The organism is Streptomyces sparsogenes subsp. cuspidosporus (assembly GCF_039532705.1).
In the GTDB taxonomy this organism is placed as follows: Bacteria; Actinomycetota; Actinomycetes; order Streptomycetales; family Streptomycetaceae; genus Streptomyces; species Streptomyces sparsogenes.
This window is the reverse complement of sequence record NZ_BAAASD010000014.1, coordinates 111,293-129,589: the sequence shown is the minus strand read 5'-3', so window position 1 is coordinate 129,589 and position 18,297 is coordinate 111,293. Positions and strand designations below refer to the sequence as shown.

The 18,297-nt window shown below is 73.9% G+C and carries 16 protein-coding genes and 1 tRNA gene; 7 read left to right on the top strand and 10 right to left on the bottom strand.

Annotated elements, in window-relative coordinates:
* Nucleotides 1-166: 166 nt before the first annotated feature.
* The 3 genes from ABFY07_RS18895 to ABFY07_RS18885 all read right to left on the bottom strand — a co-directional run bounded on the left by ABFY07_RS18895 (nt 167) and on the right by ABFY07_RS18885 (nt 2,513).
* Nucleotides 167-1,045 (bottom strand): SCO1664 family protein, encoded by an 879-nt coding sequence (locus ABFY07_RS18895; protein ID WP_346175605.1) that lies wholly within the window; start codon nt 1,043-1,045, stop codon nt 167-169.
* The gene (locus tag ABFY07_RS18890) at nt 1,009-1,599 is read right to left on the bottom strand and encodes a DUF3090 domain-containing protein (RefSeq protein ID WP_065968286.1); all 591 of its coding nucleotides are present in this window, start codon (nt 1,597-1,599) and stop codon (nt 1,009-1,011) included. Before ABFY07_RS18890 ends, ABFY07_RS18895 begins: the two co-directional genes overlap by 37 nt.
* A 224-nt stretch (nt 1,600-1,823) precedes the next feature.
* A complete protein-coding gene (locus ABFY07_RS18885; protein WP_346175604.1) occupies nt 1,824-2,513 on the bottom strand; it encodes a histidine phosphatase family protein in 690 nt (229 codons plus the stop codon).
* Between the two features lie 214 nt (nt 2,514-2,727).
* Here ABFY07_RS18885 and corA point away from each other — a divergent pair, with 214 nt between their 5' ends.
* Nucleotides 2,728-3,717 (top strand): magnesium/cobalt transporter CorA, encoded by a 990-nt coding sequence (corA, locus tag ABFY07_RS18880; RefSeq protein ID WP_346175603.1) that lies wholly within the window; start codon nt 2,728-2,730, stop codon nt 3,715-3,717.
* A 169-nt stretch (nt 3,718-3,886) separates the two neighbouring features.
* Here the strand turns inward: corA and ABFY07_RS18875 are convergent, their stop codons facing one another.
* Nucleotides 3,887-4,675 (bottom strand): ferritin-like domain-containing protein, encoded by a 789-nt coding sequence (locus tag ABFY07_RS18875; protein ID WP_346175602.1) that lies wholly within the window; start codon nt 4,673-4,675, stop codon nt 3,887-3,889.
* 250 nt (nt 4,676-4,925) lie between these two features.
* A complete protein-coding gene (locus ABFY07_RS18870) occupies nt 4,926-5,975 on the bottom strand; it encodes an LLM class F420-dependent oxidoreductase (RefSeq protein WP_346175601.1) in 1,050 nt (349 codons plus the stop codon).
* Between the two features lie 131 nt (nt 5,976-6,106).
* On the opposite strand from ABFY07_RS18870, the gene ABFY07_RS18865 reads away from it, so the two are divergent.
* Nucleotides 6,107-7,090 carry an aldo/keto reductase gene (locus tag ABFY07_RS18865; protein ID WP_065968280.1) on the top strand — a complete coding sequence of 328 codons (984 nt, stop codon included), beginning with the start codon at nt 6,107-6,109 and terminating at the stop codon, nt 7,088-7,090.
* Nucleotides 7,087-10,062 carry a helix-hairpin-helix domain-containing protein gene (locus tag ABFY07_RS18860; RefSeq protein WP_346175600.1) on the top strand — a complete coding sequence of 992 codons (2,976 nt, stop codon included), beginning with the start codon at nt 7,087-7,089 and terminating at the stop codon, nt 10,060-10,062. The genes ABFY07_RS18865 and ABFY07_RS18860 overlap by 4 nt, the downstream gene beginning before the upstream one ends.
* 508 nt (nt 10,063-10,570) lie before the next feature.
* Here ABFY07_RS18860 and ABFY07_RS18855 read toward each other — a convergent pair.
* Nucleotides 10,571-11,275, bottom strand: coding sequence for a hypothetical protein (locus ABFY07_RS18855; protein WP_346175599.1), 705 nt, complete (start codon nt 11,273-11,275; stop codon nt 10,571-10,573).
* Nucleotides 11,276-11,322: 47 nt separating this feature from the next.
* Here ABFY07_RS18855 and ABFY07_RS18850 point away from each other — a divergent pair, with 47 nt between their 5' ends.
* A complete protein-coding gene (locus ABFY07_RS18850; RefSeq protein ID WP_018537156.1) occupies nt 11,323-11,511 on the top strand; it encodes a DUF5703 family protein in 189 nt (62 codons plus the stop codon).
* 157 nt (nt 11,512-11,668) lie between these two features.
* On the opposite strand, the gene ABFY07_RS18845 is transcribed toward ABFY07_RS18850, so the two are convergent.
* Together ABFY07_RS18845 and ABFY07_RS18840 are read right to left on the bottom strand one after the other, a co-directional pair.
* Nucleotides 11,669-12,571 carry a chaplin gene (locus ABFY07_RS18845; protein WP_346175598.1) on the bottom strand — a complete coding sequence of 301 codons (903 nt, stop codon included), beginning with the start codon at nt 12,569-12,571 and terminating at the stop codon, nt 11,669-11,671.
* A 293-nt stretch (nt 12,572-12,864) separates the two neighbouring features.
* Complete coding sequence (locus tag ABFY07_RS18840) at nt 12,865-14,202, bottom strand: M20/M25/M40 family metallo-hydrolase (protein WP_346175597.1); 1,338 nt, start codon at nt 14,200-14,202, stop codon at nt 12,865-12,867.
* Between the two features lie 214 nt (nt 14,203-14,416).
* Here ABFY07_RS18840 and ABFY07_RS18835 point away from each other — a divergent pair.
* Nucleotides 14,417-14,504: transfer RNA gene (locus ABFY07_RS18835), tRNA-Leu, on the top strand.
* Between the two features lie 261 nt (nt 14,505-14,765).
* A complete protein-coding gene (locus ABFY07_RS18830; RefSeq protein WP_065968270.1) occupies nt 14,766-15,422 on the top strand; it encodes a DNA-binding response regulator in 657 nt (218 codons plus the stop codon).
* Here the strand turns inward: ABFY07_RS18830 and ABFY07_RS18825 are convergent.
* Together ABFY07_RS18825 and ABFY07_RS18820 are read right to left on the bottom strand one after the other, a co-directional pair.
* A complete protein-coding gene (locus tag ABFY07_RS18825; RefSeq protein ID WP_346175596.1) occupies nt 15,328-16,527 on the bottom strand; it encodes a hypothetical protein in 1,200 nt (399 codons plus the stop codon). The genes ABFY07_RS18830 and ABFY07_RS18825 overlap by 95 nt on opposite strands.
* Nucleotides 16,520-17,710 (bottom strand): sensor histidine kinase, encoded by a 1,191-nt coding sequence (locus ABFY07_RS18820; RefSeq protein ID WP_346175595.1) that lies wholly within the window; start codon nt 17,708-17,710, stop codon nt 16,520-16,522. The genes ABFY07_RS18825 and ABFY07_RS18820 overlap by 8 nt, the downstream gene beginning before the upstream one ends.
* 293 nt (nt 17,711-18,003) lie before the next feature.
* Between ABFY07_RS18820 and ABFY07_RS18815 the strand changes: the two genes are divergently transcribed.
* The gene (locus tag ABFY07_RS18815; RefSeq protein ID WP_065968263.1) at nt 18,004-18,216 is read left to right on the top strand and encodes a DUF5988 family protein; all 213 of its coding nucleotides are present in this window, start codon (nt 18,004-18,006) and stop codon (nt 18,214-18,216) included.
* The last annotated feature ends 81 nt before the right edge of the window (nt 18,217-18,297 follow it).

Below are 18,297 nucleotides of genomic sequence, written 5' to 3'. Positions count from 1 at the left end.
CCGGATGGGGTCTGGTTGGCTTGATAGGCGGTCTTGCGAATTCGCCCATGACCTGCTGTGTCTGCCGCATCGGCCCCACAGGCCGCACTGCGGGGCCGGTGGGGGCACCCTTTCCGGGCCGTTTCCGGGCGTGGTTCCGGGAGCCGGTTGGTGGCCGGGGGCGCGGTCAGACGGGGGGCCAGGGGATGGCGGGCCACTGCCCGCTGGGCTTGGGGTGGCGCCCCGACCGCAGCAGGCCCGCGATCCGGGCGCGCAGCGCCGCGATCTCGGTCTCGGTGATCAGCTCGGACAGCCGGGCGGTGAGCGGATCCCCGTCGGCCAGCCGGTCCGCGAGCCGACGCAGCACCGCGAGCGCCTCGTCGGTCAGCGGCTCGCCGGCCCAGCCCCACAGCAGGGTGCGCAGCTTGTCGTCCGCGTTGAACGTCACACCGTGATCGATGGCGTAGAGCCGCCCGTCGGCGGTGGGCAGCAGGTGGCCGCCCTTGCGGTCGCCGTTGTTGATCACGGCGTCGAGGACGGCCAGCCGCCGCAGCCGCTCGTCGTCGGCGTGCACCAGCAGCGCGGTGCGGCCCTCGTCCACCTCGGCGAAGGCCACGGCCTTCCAGCCGGGACCCGGCTCGTCGCCGTCGACGAGCGCGAGCAGCCCCGGGTCCGGGGCCCCGTCGCCGTCCTCGCCGTCCTCGCCGTCCTCGCCGTCGCCGCCGGTGGCGGCCTCGATCCACAGCTGGCACATCCCCTGCCCGTACGGCCCGTCCCGCAGCACGGTCGGGGGCACCAGGCCCCACCCGGTGGCCTCGGAGAGCTCGTACGCCGCGACCTCGCGCTGGGCCAGCGTGCCGTCCGGGAAGTCCCACAGCGGGCGCTCCCCCGCCACCGGCTTGTAGACGCACGCCACGCTGTGGCCCTCGTACTCGACCGTGCAGTACAGCACCGCGTTGGACGCCTCACGGACCCGCCCGCGCACCGTCAGCTCGCCCCGCGCCAGCAGCTCGGACGGCTCCGGAGGCGTCACGCCCCGCGGCGATATCCGTTCTGGCGCGGACATACGTGTCCCTCCGGGTCGAGCGGCAGACTGCACAGCGGGCACGGCGGGCGGCCGGCGTTGACGACCTCCAGGGCGCGCTTGGCGAAGGCGCGCGCCTGGGGCCCGGTGAGCCGCACGCGGAGCATCGGCGGCCCGTTGACCTCGTCCTGGAGCAGCCGCTCCTCGGCCTCCGCGAGGTCCTCCTCGGACTCCGCCTCCAGCTCGACGAGGGCCTGCGCCTCCACGATCATGCGCTGTTCCTCGCCGTCCCAGGCGAGCGCCATGGTGCCGACCCGGAACTCCTCCTCCACGGGGACTTCCAGCGGCGCGGTGTCGGTGAGCTCGGGGGGCGCGACGGCCGGCACCGGGGCGCTTCCGCCGGTGCGCCGCACCACCTCGTCCAGCAGCTCGTCTATCCGCTCGGCGAGCGCGGCGACCTGGGTCTTCTCAAGCGCGACGCTGGTGGTCCGGCCGCCCCCGGACGCCTGCAGGAAAAAGGTGCGGCGCCCGGGCAGCCCGACCGTGCCGGCGACGAAACGGTCCGGCGGGTCATAGAGGAACACCTGACGGGACAACGTCCTGCTCCATTTGTTTCGACGTGGTTCGGCGTGGTCTTCGGCGTAGTTGCGTGGTCTTCGGCAGGTCTTCGGTGTGGTCTTCGGTGGGTTTCGACATGGTTCGGCGTGGTTTTCGGCGGCCTCGGCCGCTGACTGCCGAGGTCACACACCTGCCTGGTCACGGCTGCCCGCGGTTGGGCGGCGCCGCGGCACCACCCTACTGCGCCCGGCGATCACGGTGCTCACGCGCCGCCGCCCACCTCCGCGTCCCCGGACCGGCCCTCGCCCGCGCCGTCCTCGCGGGGCGCGAGGGAGCCGAAGTCGCCGGTGTCGCCGAGCCGCACGAGGAAGGGGCGCAGCCGGGTGTAGCGGATGGCGGTGACCGAGCAGGGCTCGACCGAGACGCGCTGGAAGAGGTCCAGGTGCATGCCCAGAGCGTCGGCGACGAGCGCCTTGATGATGTCGCCGTGCGAGCACATCAGGTAGACCGCGTCGGCGCCGTGCTCCTCCTCGATCCGGGCGTTCCAGTCGCGCACCGCGTCGACCGCGCGGGCCTGCATGGCCCGCATGGACTCGCCGCCCGGGAAGGCGGCGGCGGACGGGTGCTGCTGGACGACCTGCATGAGGGGCTCGTCGGCGAGCTCGGCCAGCTTGCGGCCGGACCAGTCGCCGTAGTGGCACTCCCCGATCCGCTCGTCGGTGTGCAGGGGCAGCTCCGGCCGGGCGGCCAGCAGCGGGGCCAGGGTCTCCCGGCAGCGCTGCAGCGGGCTGGTGACGGCGGCGGCCAGCGGGAGCGCGGCGAGCCGCCCGGGGAGGGCGGCGGCCTGGGCGGCGCCGCGCTCGTCGAGTGCGACGCCGGGCGTCCAGCCCGCGAGGAGTCCCGCGGTGTTGGCGGTGGACCGGCCGTGCCGTACGAGGATCAGCGTGGGCATGCCTGCCACCCTACGGCCCCGGTGCCCCCGTACCCCGTGCCCCCGTGCCTCGTACCCCGTGCCTCGTACCCCGTGGCCCGTGCCCCAGCCCGTCGCCCGTGCCCCCGTGCCCCAGCCCGTCGCCCGTGCCCCCGTGCCCCAGCCCGTGGCCCGGTGCCCTACGTCCGGGCTCGCCCGGAGGCCGCCCGGTGTGCTTTCAGCGGAAGGGGGCAGAATGCCCGGCGTGATCGTGGACTGTGCCATTTACCGGGGCGGGCGCCGAACCGAGGGGCCCGCCGACTTCTCCGACGCCCTCGCGGAGGCGAGAGCCACCGGTGACTCCTTCCTGTGGATCGGGCTGCACGAGCCGACCGAGAGGGAGTTCGACCTGGTCACCAGCGAGTTCGGGCTGCACCCGCTGGCCGTGGAGGACGCGCTGCGCGCCCACCAGCGGCCCAAGCTGGAGGTCTACGACGACTCGCTGTTCCTGGTGCTCAAGCCGGTCGAGTACGACGACTCCGCCGACAGCGTCACCGCCGGGGAGCTGATGGTGTTCGTCGGCGACTCCTTCGTGGTGACCGTGCGGCACGGCAGCACCAATCCGCTGGGGACGGTGCGCGAGCGGCTGGAGAGCAACCCGGACGTGCTCCAGCACGGGCCCACGGCCGTGATGTACGCGGTGTCCGACGCGGTCGTGGACCACTACCTGGACGTCGCGGACGCGCTCCGCGTCGACCTGGACGAGCTGGAGGCGGAGGTGTTCAGCCCGGCGGGGGCGGTGGGGAACACGGCCGGGCGGATCTACACCTTCAAGCGCCAGGTGCTGGAATTCCGGCGGGCCACCGGTCCGTTGGGGGACCCGATGATGCGGCTCGCGGGGACGGGGCTGCCGTTCGTCCACGAGGGGTCCCGGCCGTTCTTCCGCGACGTCAGCGACCATCTGACCCGGGTGAACGAGCACGTGGAGGGGCTGGACCGGCTGCTGTCGGACATACTGTCCGCGCATCTGGCGCAGATGGGCGTGCGGCAGAACGACGACATGCGGAAGATCTCGGCGTGGGCGGCGATGGCGGCGGTGCCGACGATGATCGCCGGGATCTACGGCATGAACTTCGAGTACATGCCCGAGCTGGGGTGGCGGTGGGGGTATCCCGCGGTGCTGATGCTCATGGGCGGGGCGATCTTCGGGCTGTACCGATTGTTCAGACGGCGCGGCTGGCTGTGACGGGGCGGCGGGGCCGGGCGTAGGCGGCCGGCCGGGGCGGCGGGGCCGAGCCGTAGGCGGCGCGGCGAACGTAGGCGACCGGCCGGGCGGTGGGGCCGGGCGTAGGCGGCCGGCCGGGGCGGCGGGGCCGAGCGGCGGGAGCGGCCGCCCGGGGCGGCGCGGCCGGGCGTCAGGCGAACTCGGGGGTGGGCTCGGCGGGCCCGCCGAGCGCGTCCAGCAGTTCCGGCGTCCGCAGGGTCACCATGCGCCGCCAGCCGCCGAGCCGCTCGTACAGGTACACGGCGTGGACGCCCGCCGTCAGCAGCGCCCCCCTGGCCCGCGACCAGCCCAGGATGCGGCCCATACGGGCCATCACGGCGAGGCTGACGTCGCGGTGCACCCGGGCCTCGACGAGCGCGCACTCCCTCAGGGCGCGCCGGATCGCCCGGCCGTGCCCGGCGGCGGCCAGGCGCAGCAGCTCCTCGTGGCAGTAGGCCAGGTGGTTCCTCTCGTCGCCCGCGATCATCTTGAGCGCGCGGCCGAGGAGCGGATCGTCCCCGAAGAACCGGCACAGCATCGCCATCTGGCCGGCCGCGCGCTGCTCGGTGACCCGGCTGTGGGCGAGGTAGGCGACGATGTCGTGCTCGGTGAGCGGTGCGTCGCGGCGCAGTTTGTCGTGGGCGAGGCCGACACCGCGCGCTTCGAGCAGCATGGTGTAGTCGGTCTCGGGCGGGACCTCGACCGGTTCGAGTCCGCGCCGGCGCAGCAGGGCGTTGAAGATCCTGCCGTGCTTGTCCTCGTCCGCGCCGTGCCGGGCGATCTTCGGGGCGAGGGCGCGCTCGCCATCCGGTACGAGGGTGGCGATCCTGCCGTTCTCCCAGCCGCCCTGGGCCTCGCCGCCGGCGGCGATGGAGCAGAAGAACCGGAAGGATTCGTCGTTGTCGACAATCTCCTGGAACAGCCTTTTCGCCGAGAGCATCTCCGCCACCTCCGTGCCCGACGTCCGCGCAGCAAAAGTCAAATGCCGGGCGCCGGGCACGGCAACAGGTGGCCTCCTCCGCTCCGCCGGCCGAGGGACCGGCGAGGTCCCGGGCACTCGCGTAACCGCCCGGGGGCCTGAGCGTTGTGCTGGGTGACGGCCGTGGCGGGGAAGACACCCCGAGCCCCCACCACGGCCGCAGATCTTCTCCCAGGTGCCCGCCGACCCCCCGGGACCGCCCGGGCTCCGGCTAGGCCAGCCCGGCTCGCTCCAGCGCCTCGATGCCCGCGCGGAGCCCCGCGACGCGCTCTTCGAGGGTGAAGCCCGACGGGGACAGTGACAGCGTGGTGACGCCGGCCTCGGCGTACGCGCGCATGCGGTCGGCGATGCGCTCGACGGGGCCGAGCAGCGTCGTGGAGTCGATCAGCTCGCGCGGGACGGCCGCGGCGGCGCCCTCCTTGTCGCCGGCCAGGTACTTCTCCTGGATCTCGGCGGCCTCCTTCTCGTACCCCATGCGCTGCGCCAGCTTGTTGTAGAAGTTCTGCTTCGCGCTGCCCATGCCGCCCACGTACAGCGCGGTGTAGGGGCGGAAGACGTCGGCGAGGGCGTCGATGTCCTCGCCGACGGCCAGCGGGACGGTCGGCACCAGGTCGAAGCCGTCCAGGCTCTTGCCCGCCTTCTCGCGGCCCGCGCGGATCGCGCTCAGGGTCGTCGCCTCGGCGTGCTCGGGCGCGAAGAAGACGAGCAGCGCGCCGTCGGCGATCTCGCCGGTCTGCTCGAGGTTCTTCGGGCCGATGGCCGCGATGTACAGCGGGATGTGTTCGCGCACCGGGTGCACGGTGAGCTTGATGGGCTTGCCGGGGCCGCCGGGCAGCGGCAGGGTCCAGTTCTCGCCCTCGTGGGTCAGGCGCTCGCGCGCCATGGCCTTGCGGATGATCTCCACGTACTCGCGGGTGCGGGCGAGCGGCTTGTCGAACCGCACCCCGTACCAGCCCTCGGAGACCTGCGGCCCCGAGACTCCGAGCCCGAGCCGGAAGCGGCCTCCGGAGAGCGAGTCGAGGGTCGCGGCCGTCATCGCCGTCATCGCGGGCGTCCGGGCCGGGATCTGGAAGATCGCCGAGCCGACGTCGATGCGCTCGGTCTGGGCGGCCACCCACGCCAGCACGGTGGCGGCGTCGGAGCCGTACGCCTCCGCGGCCCAGCAGACCGCGTAGCCGAGGCGGTCTGCCTCCCGGGCGACCGCCAGGTTGTCCGCGTCCATCCCGGCGCCCCAGTAGCCGAGGTTGATTCCGAGCCTCATGCCGCACGCACCCCTTACCCATCAGTAACGTACCTGTCGCCGGGACTCTAGCGCGCCGGGTCCGGGTACGTCAGGACCGGGTTATCCACAGGCCGCCACGGCTCGTGGCGCGGCCAGTAATCTCAACGTTCATGGAGCTAAGGCACCTCGGCCGCACGGGCCTGCGCGTATCCCGCCTCGGGCTCGGCACGCTCACCTGGGGGCGGGACACCGACGAACACGACGCGGCGGATCAGCTCAAGGAGTTCTGGGAAGCGGGCGGGACCCTCGTGGACACCGCCGATGTGTACGCGGACGGCGAAGCGGAGTACATCCTGGGCCAGCTGATGGGGGGCCTCGTACCGCGCCGTGAGCTGCACATCGCCACCAAGGCCGGCAGCGTCCCCGATCCCGACCGCCGCTTCGACGGATCGCGGGGGTATCTGCTGGGCGCGCTCGACGCCTCGCTCCAGCGGCTCAACACCGAATACGTCGATCTGTGGCAGGTGCACGCCTTCGACCCGGCCACCCCGCTCGAGGAGACGCTCCAGGCGCTGGACATCGCGGTCAGCAGCGGGCGGGCGCGGTATGCCGGGGTGTCCAACTTCTCCGGCTGGCAGCTCGCCAAGGCCGCCACCTGGCAGCTCGCCTCGCCCGGCGCGCACACCCGGCTCGCCAGCACCCAGATGGAGTATTCGCTGCTGCAGCGCGGCATCGAGCGGGAGGTGCTGCCCGCGGCCCTGGACCTGGGCCTGGGCATCCTGCCCTCCTCCCCGCTGGGCCGCGGGGTGCTCACCGGCAAATACCGCCACACCACCCCTGCCGACTCGCGCGGCGCCTCCGACCAACTGGCCGCCTTCGTCGCCCCCTACCTCGACGAGGAGGCGAGCCGGATCGTCGAAGCCGTCAGCACCGCGGCCGACGGCCTGGCCACCACCCCGCTGCACGTGGCGCTCGCCTGGGTCCGCGACCGCCCGGGCGTCACCGCGCCCATCGTCGGCGCTCGAAACGCGCAGCAGCTCAGGGCGGCGCTGTCGGTGGAGGCGCTTAGTCTTCCGGAGGAAATCTGCCAGGCGCTCGACGATGTGTCGGCGCCCGTGCACCGCTATCCCGACCAGGACTGGAGCACGCTGTGAGTACCGACCGCCTCGCCGGCGACGCCGCCTCCGCGCCCGAGGAGGAGCCCACCACCGGCGCCCCCGCGGCGGGGACGGACGCGGATACGGATACGGGTACGGGTCCGGCGGGGCCAAGCGCCGCGCCACCCTCCGGCGCGGAGGCCGCGGCCGACACCACGCCGCGGCTGGGCGACGCCAACCAGCCACCGGGCGACGCCAACCAGCCACCGGGCGATGCCACCGAGCCGCAGGGGGACGCCACCCCGCCGCAGGGCGACACCACCGTGCCGCTCGGCGGAGCCACCCAGCCACCGGGCGACGCCACCCACCCGCAGGGCGATGCCACGGCGGCGCCGCGCGGAGCCGCCGTGGGCGCCGGGGGCGGCAAGCGGTCCGCCGCCGCGGAGGCGCTGGCCGCGGCCGTGCGTGCCGTCGAAAGCGGGGAGCGGTCGGCGGCCTCGTTCTTCACCGACACCCCCGCGGCCCGCCAGGGCCGAGCCGCGGCCCGCGGCACCGGGGGCAGCGGGGCCGGTTCCGAGGGGGCGCGGGAGCGCACGGGCGGCCCGGGGCGCGAGCAGCCCCGGGCGAGCGCGCCCGGCGGACCCGCCCCTGCGAGCGGGGCCCCCGCGGGGCCGGGCGCCGGGGCCGGGCAGCCCGTTCGGATCATGCCCAGGGCCGCGTCCGGCCCGGTCGACAACGCTCCCGGCGCCGCCGAGGTCCGGCGGGTCCTCGCCGAGGGCGGCGCACCCGAGAGCCTGGCCGGCGCGGTCGTGGCGGCGCTCGGCGAGGGGGCCGCCGAGGCCCTGCGCGAGGACCCGTGGCAGCTGCTCGCCGTGCCCGGCGTGCGCCCCGACCAGGCGGACGGCTTCGCCCGTTCCCTGCTCGGCCCGAGCTGCGGGCCGGACGACGAGCGCCGGGCCCAGGCGCTCACGGTCTGGCTGCTCGAGCGCGCCGCGCTCGAAGGCCACACCGCGCTGGAGTCCTCCGCGCTGCGCGCGGGGCTGGCCAAGCTGTCCGTACCGGACCCGGACGCGGGTCTGCGCTCCGCGATCGCGGACGGCCGGGTGCTGGTCTTCCAGGACGCCCTCGACACCCCGGGCGCCGCCCGCCCGGCGGCCGGGGACGGGGACGAGGAGGACGAGCAGCCGGTGCGGGTCCTTCTGGGGCTGGACCGCTTCGCGCTGGCGGAGGAGAGCCTGGCCGACGGCCTGGCCCGGCTGGCGAGCACCTTCAGCGACCGGCTGAGCGCGACGGCGCCGGGTGGCGCGGGCGACGAGGGCGGCGACGCGGGCGGTGCGCCGGAAGCGACCGGGGCTGCGGCCAGTCAGGCGGCGGCCGGGGCGGCCGGGGCGGGCGGGGCCGATGAGCCCGAGACCGCTGAGGCCGGAGCCGACACGGACAGTGCGGCCGGGGCCGGCGCGGCGGGGGCGACCCGTCAGACTGCGGCTGCCGCGGCCGGGAGCCACACGGCCGGGGCCGGGGCGGGCGCGGACAGTGCGGCCGGGAGCCACTCGGCCGGGGTCGACGCGGCCGGGGCCGGGGCGAACGCCGACAGTGCGGCCGGGGTGGGCAAGGCGACCCCGGCCGTGACCGCGGCTGCCGAGGCCGGGGGCGTGGCGGCCGGGAGCCACACAGCCAGGGCCGACGCGCCCGGGGCGACCGGAGCCGACACGGACAGTGCGGCCGGGGCGGGCGGGGCGACCCGTCAGGTTGCGGCTGCCGAGGCCGGGGGCGTGGCGGCCGGGAGCCACGCGGTCGGCGCGGTCGGGGCCGGGCGCGGTGGGGATGGCGCCGCGGGCAGTTCGGACGCGGCCGGGTGGGCGGCCGCGGCCGCCGCCGCGCCCAGCCCGTCCGCCGCGGAGCTGATCCGCGCGGTCGCGGGCCACGGCCTGGTCGCGCACACCGGCGGCGAGGCGGCCCGGGCCGAGCCGGCGGCGCTCGTCGCCGCGGCCGGGTCCCTGGGGCTGCGGGCCTACGCGGCGGCGCATACCGAGGACGGCAGGCGCCGGCTGGCCGAGCTGATCGGCGACGCCGCGGCGGTCACCGTCGCGGGGCTGCTCGCCGGCCAGGAGGGTCCGGGGCGGGACGAGGACGGGGCGCTCGCGCTCGATCTGATCGCCGTGCTGGACGCCCCGCAGCTGGACGTGGAGACCGCGGCGATGCTCGTGGAGTCGTTGCCGGACGGCGCGCGGCTGGTGCTGAGCGGGGACCCCGGGGTGCTGTGGTCGGCGGGGCCTGGCAAGGTCTTCGCGGATCTCCTGGCCGCCCGCCGCTGCCCCCAGGTCGTCTCCCGCACGCCCGACCCCGGGCCGATCGGGGAGCTGGTCTCGGGCATCGGGATCGGGGAGCTCAACCAGGTCGAGGCGCCGGGCAAGGAAGTCGTGATCGTCCCGGTGCGCGACGCGGGCGAGGCCGTGCACCGCACGGTCCAGCTCGTCGCGGACTCGGTGCCGCGCGCGCTCGGCGTGCCGTCCGAGCACACACAGGTGATCACCCCCGGCCACGGCGGCGCCGCGGGCACCCGCGCGCTCAACGCCGCCCTGAAGGAGCGGCTGAACCCAGGACCCGGCCGGTTCGGCGGCTTCGACCCGGGCGACCGGGTCGCCTATGTCCCGGCGCCGGGCCGTGCGCTGCCCGGCACGGTGGTCTCGGCGGACGCCGAGGGACTGCACCTCGACTGCGCGGGCACGGCCGTCGTGGTGCCCCGCGAGCAGGTCGCCGACACGGTCCGCCCCGGCTGGGCGCTCACCGCTCACCAGGCCGTCGGCACGCGCTGGCCCGCGGCGGTCGTGGTGCTGCCCCAGGACGCCGCCGCGGGGCTGACCCGGGCCTGGGTGTACACCGCCTTCAGCCGTGGCGAGCGCCACCTGTCCGTGGTGCACGGGGCGGACGCGGCACTGGCGCGGGCGGTGGCCGAAATCCCGGCGACGGAACGGACCACCCGCCTGCGATCGCTGCTGCAGACCCAGCTCCCCTCCACGGCGCGCTGACCGGCGCCCCGCCCCGGACGCGGGCGGGGCAGCCGTGGAGGCGCCCTCACGCACCGGCCGCCCTCACGCACCGGCCGCGCTCCCGCGCCCCGGGGGCGGCACTCCCGGCACCTGCGGCCGTCCGGAGACGGGCCGTGCAGGGCCTGAGGCGTCACGCGGACCGGCATGCCCGCGTGACGCGTGCGGCACGGCACGTGCAGCCCCGCGGCGGCGGTCCGTAGAGCCACGCGGCCCATGAGCGAGCCCGCACGCTCAGCGCAGGCGGACGGACACCCTGCGGCCCACGGGCGCGGCCGTACGAGGGGCGGTGGAGAGGCCCCCACGCGCCGCGCGGGCCGGCCGCCGCGCCTGCAACGGTGACGCCATGCGGCCCGGAAGCGCGCAGCCCGGCACGCGCGGCACCTGCCCTGCGCAGCCGGAGCCCAGGGGGCGACGCGGCTCATGCGCCGGGCGGCACGCGTGAGCCCCTGCGGCGCCGCGGCGCCGCAGGGGCTCAGGACAGGCGGGCTCAGTTGCCGGGGCCCAGCACCTCCAGGTCGTCCTCGCCTTCCGCCTCGTCGTCGTCCTCGACCTCGTCTTCGTCGTCGTCGAGGTCCTCGTCGAAGACCGAGCTCACGTCGAAGCGGCAGACGACCTGCTGCGGGTCCGGCTGGTCGAAGGGGGCGGCCAGCCACTCCCCCGGCTCGGCGAGTTCGTCGCCGGCCGCCACCCACAGGGTGGAGTCGCCCTCCTCGAGGCCGAACTCCTTGTGGCGGGAGGCGATCTCGTCCGGTTCGTATTCGCCGAAGAGCACGCCGATGGCGGACTGGACGCTGTCGCCGACGACCGCCGCGCCGGCCGGCCCCGCCGTTTCCGCGGGGACCTGGTCCAGCTCGGCGACCCGCCGGGCCTGCGCGAGCAGGCGCTGGGGTTCGACGACGGCGTAGTCCCGGCGGATCAGCACGCTGAGGGCACTCGGTTCGTCGGGGCCGGCGTAGGGGGGCAGGGAGTCGTCGCCTGGGATCTCGAAGGGCGTCACCTCGTCGTAGGCGTCATAGAGCAGCTCGTCGTACACCTCGGCTGCCGCGGCCAGGTCGTTGAACGCGGCGTAGACGGCCGGGTCGTCCTCCCCGGACCGGCGTTCGACAGCGTCGAGGTGACGATCCAGTGCGGCTTTCACCGCTTCGGCGGCGGCGCGTACCTCGGCAGCGGATGGCTGCGCAGCATCAGACATAGTGCAGACGCTATCCGTAGGGGGCCTGGTCCCGCACAATAGATGCGATGCCGGAATACGAATTCTGCGACGTGTACGTGCCGCGCGGGGTCTCCCGCAAGGCCGCCACGCGCTTGCTGACCGATCATGCCGAGTACGGACACTGGGAGCTCGACCGCCTTCGACTCAATCCCGACGGCAGCCGCAGGGTGCGGTTGCGCCGCCGGATCATCCGCCAGCTCCGCGCCACCTGGTGAATCGCCGAAGAGTGAACCGTGAAGACTCGAACCGTGCAGACGTAAACGGCTGAAACGCCGAGCGGGCCCCGCCGTGGGCGGGACCCGCTCGTTGTCACCTCATCTCATCGCGCCGGGGGCGGCGCGATGTGCCGGTCTCAGCGCTGCTCGGCGCTCCTCAGCGCTGGCCGGCCCGCGCCCTGCGGTAGAGCACGGTGCCCGCGAGCAGCATGCCCGCCGCGGCCGGGAGGGCGATGGCGACCGGCCCGGCGCCGGTGTGGGCGAGCTGCTCGCTGCCGGTCGGCTGGGAGCCGCCGAGGTGCGAGGAGGCGCCGTGGGCGCCGGCCTGCTGGGCCCCCTGGTGCCCACCGTGGCCCGCCCCGTGGCCGCCGCTGTTGCCCGGTGTGGAGGGGGCAGGCGTGTGGCCGCCCGGGTTGTCGTCCCCGGGGTGGTGCGGCTTGCCCGGGTCGTCCGGGTCACCGGGGTTGCCGGGGTCGCCCGGGTTGCCGGGGTCACCCGGGTCGCCGGGGTCACCCGGGTCGCCGGGATTTCCGGGGTCACCCGGGTCGCCGGGGTTCCCGGGGTCGCCGGGGTCACCCGGGTCGCCGGGCTGCCCCGGGTCTCCGGGGTCGCTCGGCTCGGCGTCCACGACGCCGCCGCATTCGCCCCCGAAGTCGGAGTTTCCACCCGTGCCGACCCCGATGTCGTTCCCGCAGACGTTCGCCGGCACATGGATCGGGGCCTGGATGCTGTTGCCGGAGCCGATGCCCGGCGAGTGCTCCGTGCGGCTCTCCGCGCTGGAGCCGCTCTGCTGGGAGCCGCCGGACGCGCCCCCACCGACCGTGTTGCCACAGCCGGTCCCCCCGCTCCCGTTGAGCACCCCGAGGATCTGCACGGTGTTACCGCAGACGTTCACCGGAATCTCGACGGGTGCCTGGATCGAGTTGCCGGACACGGCTCCCGGCGAGTGCGCGGTCGTAGCGCCCGCCCCCGTGCCCGCGTAGGCGTAGCCGCCGGTCACGGCCAGTACGCCGCCCGCCGCCGCCATGGTGATCAGGCCCTTTTTCGCAACCTGTCGCATAACTCTTTCGCTCCCCTGCCTTCCGTCCTGCGGAATGCGCGCGAGCCGAAGCGCCCGCCCCCCATCCCCGGCCTCCCCGGAGCACCTCACCGGCCTCCGGGGCCACCCGGGATCACACCCCTCCGGACTGTGACTTCACGTCACGTGATCAATGCCGCGACCCCGTTGAGGGCCGCACACCATGTAACGAGGAAGGAGCAATCGAGCTATGAATCTACGACCCCATTCACCCTTATTGGTTCAGTCGGTATGTGTGATCGATTACCGCGCCGACGAGGGCGCGGCCGGGCCGGTCAGCAGGCGTCGAGGAACCGGTCGAGCACCCTGACCCCGAACTTCAGCCCGTCCACCGGCACCCGCTCGTCGACGCCGTGGAACATGCCGGCGAAGTCCAGCTCCGGCGGCAGTCGCAGCGGCGCGAAGCCGAAGCAGCGGATGCCGAGGTCGTCGAAGGACTTGGCGTCGGTGCCGCCGGAGAGGCAGTACGGCACGGCGCGGGCGATCGGGTCCTCGGCCTTGAGCGCCGACTGCATGGCGTCGACGAGCGCGCCGTCGAAGGTGGTCTCCAGGGCCTTGTCCGCGTGGACGTCCTCGCGCCGGACCCGGGGGCCGAGGATTCGGTCGATGTCGGCCAGGAACTCCTCCTCGTACCCCGGCAGGAAGCGGCCGTCCACGTGCGCCGTGGCCTGGCCCGGGATGACGTTGACCTTGTAGCCGGCGCCGAGCATGGTCGGCGCGGCGGTGTTCTGCAGCGTCGCCCCGATGAGCTTGGCGATGCCGCCGAGCTTGGCCAGCGTCTCCTCCATGTTCTCCGGGTCGAGCGGGGTGCCGAGCGCGTCGGACAGCTCGTCCAGGAAGGACCGTACGGTCTTGGTGACCCGGACCGGGAACTTGTGCCGCCCGAGCCGGCCGACGGCCTCGCACAGCTCGGTGATCGCGTTGTCGTTGTTGGTCATCGAGCCGTGACCGGCGGTGCCGTCCACGGTCAGCCGCATCCAGTGCATGCCCTTCTGGGCGGTCTCGACGAGGTAGAGGCGCAGGTTCTCGTTCACCGTGAAGGAGAAGCCGCCGACCTCGCCGATCGCCTCGCTGACCCCCTCGAACAGGTCCGGGTGCCGGTCGACGAGGTGCCGGGCGCCGTACACCCCGCCCGCCTCCTCGTCGGCGAGGAACGCCAGCACGATGTCGCGCGGGGGCTTGCGGCCGCTGCGCAGCCGGTCGCGGACGACCGCGAGCGTCATCGCGTCCATGTCCTTCATGTCCACCGCGCCCCGGCCCCAGACGCACCCGTCCGCGATCTCGCCGGAGAAGGGGTGGTGGGTCCAGTCGTGGGCGTTGGCGGGGACGACGTCGGTGTGGCCGTGGATGAGCAGCGCCGGGCGCGAGGGGTCCTCGCCCTCGATGCGCGCGACGGTCGACGCCCGGCCCTGGTGCGACTCGAAGATCTGCGGCTCGAGCCCCACCTCGGCGAGCTTCTCCGCGACGTACTCGGCGGCCGCGCGCTCGCCCGGGCCCGAGTGGTCGCCGTAGTTACTGGTGTCGATCCGGATCAGGTCGCGGCACAGGTCGACGACCTCGTCCTCGCCGCTGACCGTGCCGGTCGCCCTCGCGGCCGAAATCGACTCGCTCACGCTGCCTCCTCAGGTTTCTGCTGTCCTGGGCCATCCTCCCCCGCCCGCCCGCTCAGCCCAAGGCGGAAATACCGCTGTCACACCCCGTCCACACCTCCCGGCTCCGCACCCCCGGGCCCGCCCCCCGGGGCCCGGGCACGCGTGATCGAGCACGTCCGGATGTTTGCTATGGTTTTCCCGTCGGAACGGCCGCGGGCCGGACGGCAGACACCTTGTCCGGGTGGCGGAATGGCAGACGCGCTAGCTTGAGGTGCTAGTGCCCTTTATCGGGCGTGGGGGTTCAAGTCCCCCCTCGGACACCACACCAGCTCGGCTCCGGCCCGGCTCCCCCTCCTCGAGGCGCCTGAACACCAGTTCGGGCGCCTTGTTCGTTGGCGGACCGTTCCCTGGCGTCCGGGCGCCCGACGCGTGAAATCCGGGACCTCTGGGCAGGCATCGCCCCGATCGCGCGGGAACCCGAAACGGGACGTGAAGCATCACATCAAACGAGTCCGATCCTCGAAACCGGGGCGGGCCGGTTTGTCCGTGTCTTGTCCATTTTCTCAGCCAATGGGTAGGTGAGTGTGGAATCAGGGGTTCCGCTCAGCGTCGTATTGGTCGATGATCACCCCGTGGTACGCGCGGGCATAGCGGCGTGGTGCGCCGCCGCCGATGTGCCGATCAAGGTGGTGGCCGAGGGGTCGGACGTGTCGGTGGCCCTCTACGGTCCGGGCCGGGGGGCGGACGTCGTGGTCCTGGACCTGTTGCTGCAGAACGGAAGACCCGCGTACGAGGAGTTACAGGAGCTGGTCGCCCAGGAGCGCAAGGTCGTCGTCTACACCATGCGGGACAGCCAGGAGGCGGCGTTGACCTGTATGGACCTGGGTTCGGCCACCTACCTCACCAAAGCCGAGGGGCAGCGGCACCTGGTCAAGGCGATCCGGGCCGCCGCCGACGACATTCCCTACACACCCCCGTCACTGGCCGGCGCGTTCGGCAGCGACACCCGGCAGAGCCGCCCGTTGCTGTCCGTACGGGAGGTCGAGGTGCTGGTGGAGTGGTTCCAGTCCGAGTCGAAGGCCATGGTCGCCCAGAGCCTGGGAATCTCGGAACGCACCGTCAACACCTATCTGGACCGGGTGCGCATCAAGTACGCGAACGTCGGGCGCCCGGCGACCACGAAGGCCAAGCTGGTGGCCAGGGCGGTTCAGGACGGCCTGATCTCGCTGGACGAGTTGTGACCCGGCACGCGGCCTCCACCAGGAGGCGGTCCTCGCCGTGAACCGTGCGCACCTGGATCCCGCAGGCCGCCGGCGCGGGCAGCCGCTCCTGCGGGGTGTCCACCACGATGCCCACCCGCACCTGGTTCTCGCGGCGGATCACGGTGACGCGCGCCGTCCGCCGGGCGGCGGCCAGCGCGGCGATGACCGGGTCCAGGAGCGCGCGGCGCAGTGGCAGTGGCAGCTCGAGGGGGTCGCCGCGGACGGCGAGCTGGACGGTCACCCCGTTGCGCTCGGCGACGTCGATACAGGCCCGCATCTCGTGGACCAGCGGGTCGAAGGTGCAGTCGCTCTCCGCGAACAGCCGCCGCAGCCGGGCGGCCTCCAGCGCGCAGGCCCGCCGCACCTCGTCGTCCCGGGGATCGAGGGAGCCGTCGGCGAGACCGGTGAGCAGAGGCAGCACGGTGGTGTTCAGCTCGGCGTACCGCCGGCGCTGGTCCACCTGGATCTGTCTGCCGACGGCGATGCGGGTGCGCACCCGCTCCTGCACCCGCAGGGCCTCGCCGATGGCCGTGCTGCTGGTGAGCAGCAGTTTCGCGCCGGCGGCGATGGTCATCTGGAAGCAGCAGGCGGACAGGGCGCTCAGGGCCATGGCCGCCCCGACGGGGCGCGGCGGCACGTCGGCCGCCAGCGTCTGGGCGACGGTGGCGGCCAGATGGCAGCCGATGAAGGCACCGGACGCCATGGGTCCCCGGTCGCCGAGCAGCACGACGGCGAACCAGCCCGTGAGGGAGAAGGACCAGTGGGCGGGGTCGACGAAGTAGTGGTTCGCCGGCACCTGGCTGGTCGCGGCCATGGAGGCGGCGAAGGTGCAGGCGAGCGCCGACGGCACCCAGCCGCGCGGCCATGGGCGCCCGCCGAGGCCGAAAAGGACGCAGCCGCCGAGGACCAGGGTGAGCAGGCCGTAGGCGGCCAGCGGGAGCCAGGGGTGAGGGTAGACGTCCAGGTTGCCCAGGAGGCGGGGCAGCGCGTACCCGACATGGAGGGTGACGAGGATGACCAGGGCCCCGGCGCGGATGCCGCGGCGCTGGTGACGGGTGATGAGCTGGCCGTGGTCCTCAGGCACGCGGCCACTCCAGGCGCACCGTCGTGCCTCGGCCCGGCCGTGACTCCACGGTCGCCCGGCCCCCCACGTTGCTCATCCGGCCGCAGATGGAGTGCTTGATTCCGATGCGCTGGACGGGAACGCGCTCGGTGCGGAACCCCACTCCGCGGTCGGCGATGACCACGGTGACGACGTGCTGGGTGCGCTTCGCCGTCACTCGCACCACATCGACCCCCGCGTAGCGGGCCACATTGCGCAGCGCCTCGCCGAGGCCGCCGCGCAGCGCGGTCGCGGCGGGGCACCAGACCGTGCCGAGGTCCTCGTCGAACCGCGTGATGACATGGAGGGAATGCGCGGCGATCTCGTCGGCCAGTTCGGAGGCCAGGTCCACCTCCCCCGCGGGCGACTGCTCGGCACGCAGTCGGACGAGATCTCGCGCGGCCTGGGCCCGCAGCGTCTCCGGCCGCATCGACGCCCACGGCGCCGATGCGATCAGCAGGGTCGCGCAGGCGGTGTCGTGGAGGGCGGCCAGGTATTCCCGCTCCGCGGCGCAGCGGGCCTCCGCCGCCTCGCCCTGCCGCCGTGCCCGGGCGGCCCGGTCGGCGGCCTCGTCGGCCGCCCGGCTCTCGCTGAACACCAGCCGGACCACCACCTGGGCCAGGACGACGTTGACCAGCACCCAGGTCACGCTGGGCAGGGCGTCGGTCCATTCGTGGCGCGGGCGCCACGCGGCGCCCGTCAGATCGGCGCAGCACAGCCATAACGCCGCCAGGATCGCGGTGAGCGGCGGCTGCATGAGCTGGTAGGCCACGGCCGTGAAGTTGACGGACACCAGGATCCATGTGCTTCCGTGCGCGGGCTGCCCGTCGGGGACCGTGATCCGCTGGCTCAGGCACAGAGCCGTCATGACCGCCACATCGAGGAAGAGAAGCAGCCTGGGCCGCGCGGTCGAGGCGGTGGCGAGCCACAGGTGGATCCAGCACCAGGCGAGCGCGGCGAACGCCACCGCCGCGGCGGGCGCGATCTTCCCCACCGGCATGGCCGGCACGGCCAGGAGGGCGCAGGCACTCATCACCGCGGCGCGGCCGTAGAGCGCCAACCGCCGGTTGAACACCACATAGGCCCGGGCCCAGGGCCCTGCCGGACCGGGGAGGCGCGCCAGGCCGGGCAGGGCGGCCCCGGGCGGGAGTGAGGGAATCGGCATCGGTCATCCCCCCTCGGCGATCGGCCGCGGTATACGGCGACCGGGGTGACCCGACGGTCCGTGATCAGAGGAAATGTCTTTTGTCGGTCGAACGACCCTCACACCGCATGACCCGGCCCGTCTAGGCTGGACCGAGCGCGGCGGCTCCGGGGGAGCGGGTCGGGACGATCTGGAATCCCACCCATGTCGGGCCCCGCAAGCCCCTTGCGAGGAAGTAATGCCTCGAGCATCGGCGCGCTTTCGCCTCATGCCAACCTTCTCTTGAACGTGTAGCGAAGGGAATGCAGTCGTTTATGTCCGCACCCGCGCCCAACGTTGTCCTGCTCGGCGGTCCCATGCCGCTGGCCGATCAGTGCACGCGATATGTCGATGACACCGAGTCGACGCTGAAGCTTCTCGTCGGCAACGCCTACGAACACTTCCAGCCCACAGGCGAGTTCACCGAACACCAGGGACGGCACCTGCGGGTCTTCCAATGGATCCGCCGGACCTACATCGCCGAGTGACCAGGGGTCGGAACATCGCCGGCGGGCCCCCTCGCGCTATGCGAGTCGACCCCCCGGCGAGTTCGGGCAGACCGGACGGGG

Excerpts from the sequence above, each read along its gene's own strand:
- ABFY07_RS18895 (WP_346175605.1), bottom strand. The coding sequence starts at position 1,045 with ATGTCCGCGCCAGAACGGATATCGCCGCGGGGCGTGACGCCTCCGGAG.
- ABFY07_RS18885 (WP_346175604.1), bottom strand. The coding sequence starts at position 2,513 with ATGCCCACGCTGATCCTCGTACGGCACGGCCGGTCCACCGCCAACACC.
- corA (WP_346175603.1), top strand. The coding sequence starts at position 2,728 with ATGCCCGGCGTGATCGTGGACTGTGCCATTTACCGGGGCGGGCGCCGA.
- ABFY07_RS18875 (WP_346175602.1), bottom strand. The coding sequence starts at position 4,675 with ATGCTCTCGGCGAAAAGGCTGTTCCAGGAGATTGTCGACAACGACGAA.
- ABFY07_RS18870 (WP_346175601.1), bottom strand. The coding sequence starts at position 5,975 with ATGAGGCTCGGAATCAACCTCGGCTACTGGGGCGCCGGGATGGACGCG.
- ABFY07_RS18865 (WP_065968280.1), top strand. The coding sequence starts at position 6,107 with ATGGAGCTAAGGCACCTCGGCCGCACGGGCCTGCGCGTATCCCGCCTC.
- ABFY07_RS18855 (WP_346175599.1), bottom strand. The coding sequence starts at position 11,275 with ATGTCTGATGCTGCGCAGCCATCCGCTGCCGAGGTACGCGCCGCCGCC.
- ABFY07_RS18850 (WP_018537156.1), top strand. The coding sequence starts at position 11,323 with ATGCCGGAATACGAATTCTGCGACGTGTACGTGCCGCGCGGGGTCTCC.
- ABFY07_RS18845 (WP_346175598.1), bottom strand. The coding sequence starts at position 12,571 with ATGCGACAGGTTGCGAAAAAGGGCCTGATCACCATGGCGGCGGCGGGC.
- ABFY07_RS18820 (WP_346175595.1), bottom strand. The coding sequence starts at position 17,710 with ATGCCGATTCCCTCACTCCCGCCCGGGGCCGCCCTGCCCGGCCTGGCG.
- ABFY07_RS18815 (WP_065968263.1), top strand. The coding sequence starts at position 18,004 with ATGTCCGCACCCGCGCCCAACGTTGTCCTGCTCGGCGGTCCCATGCCG.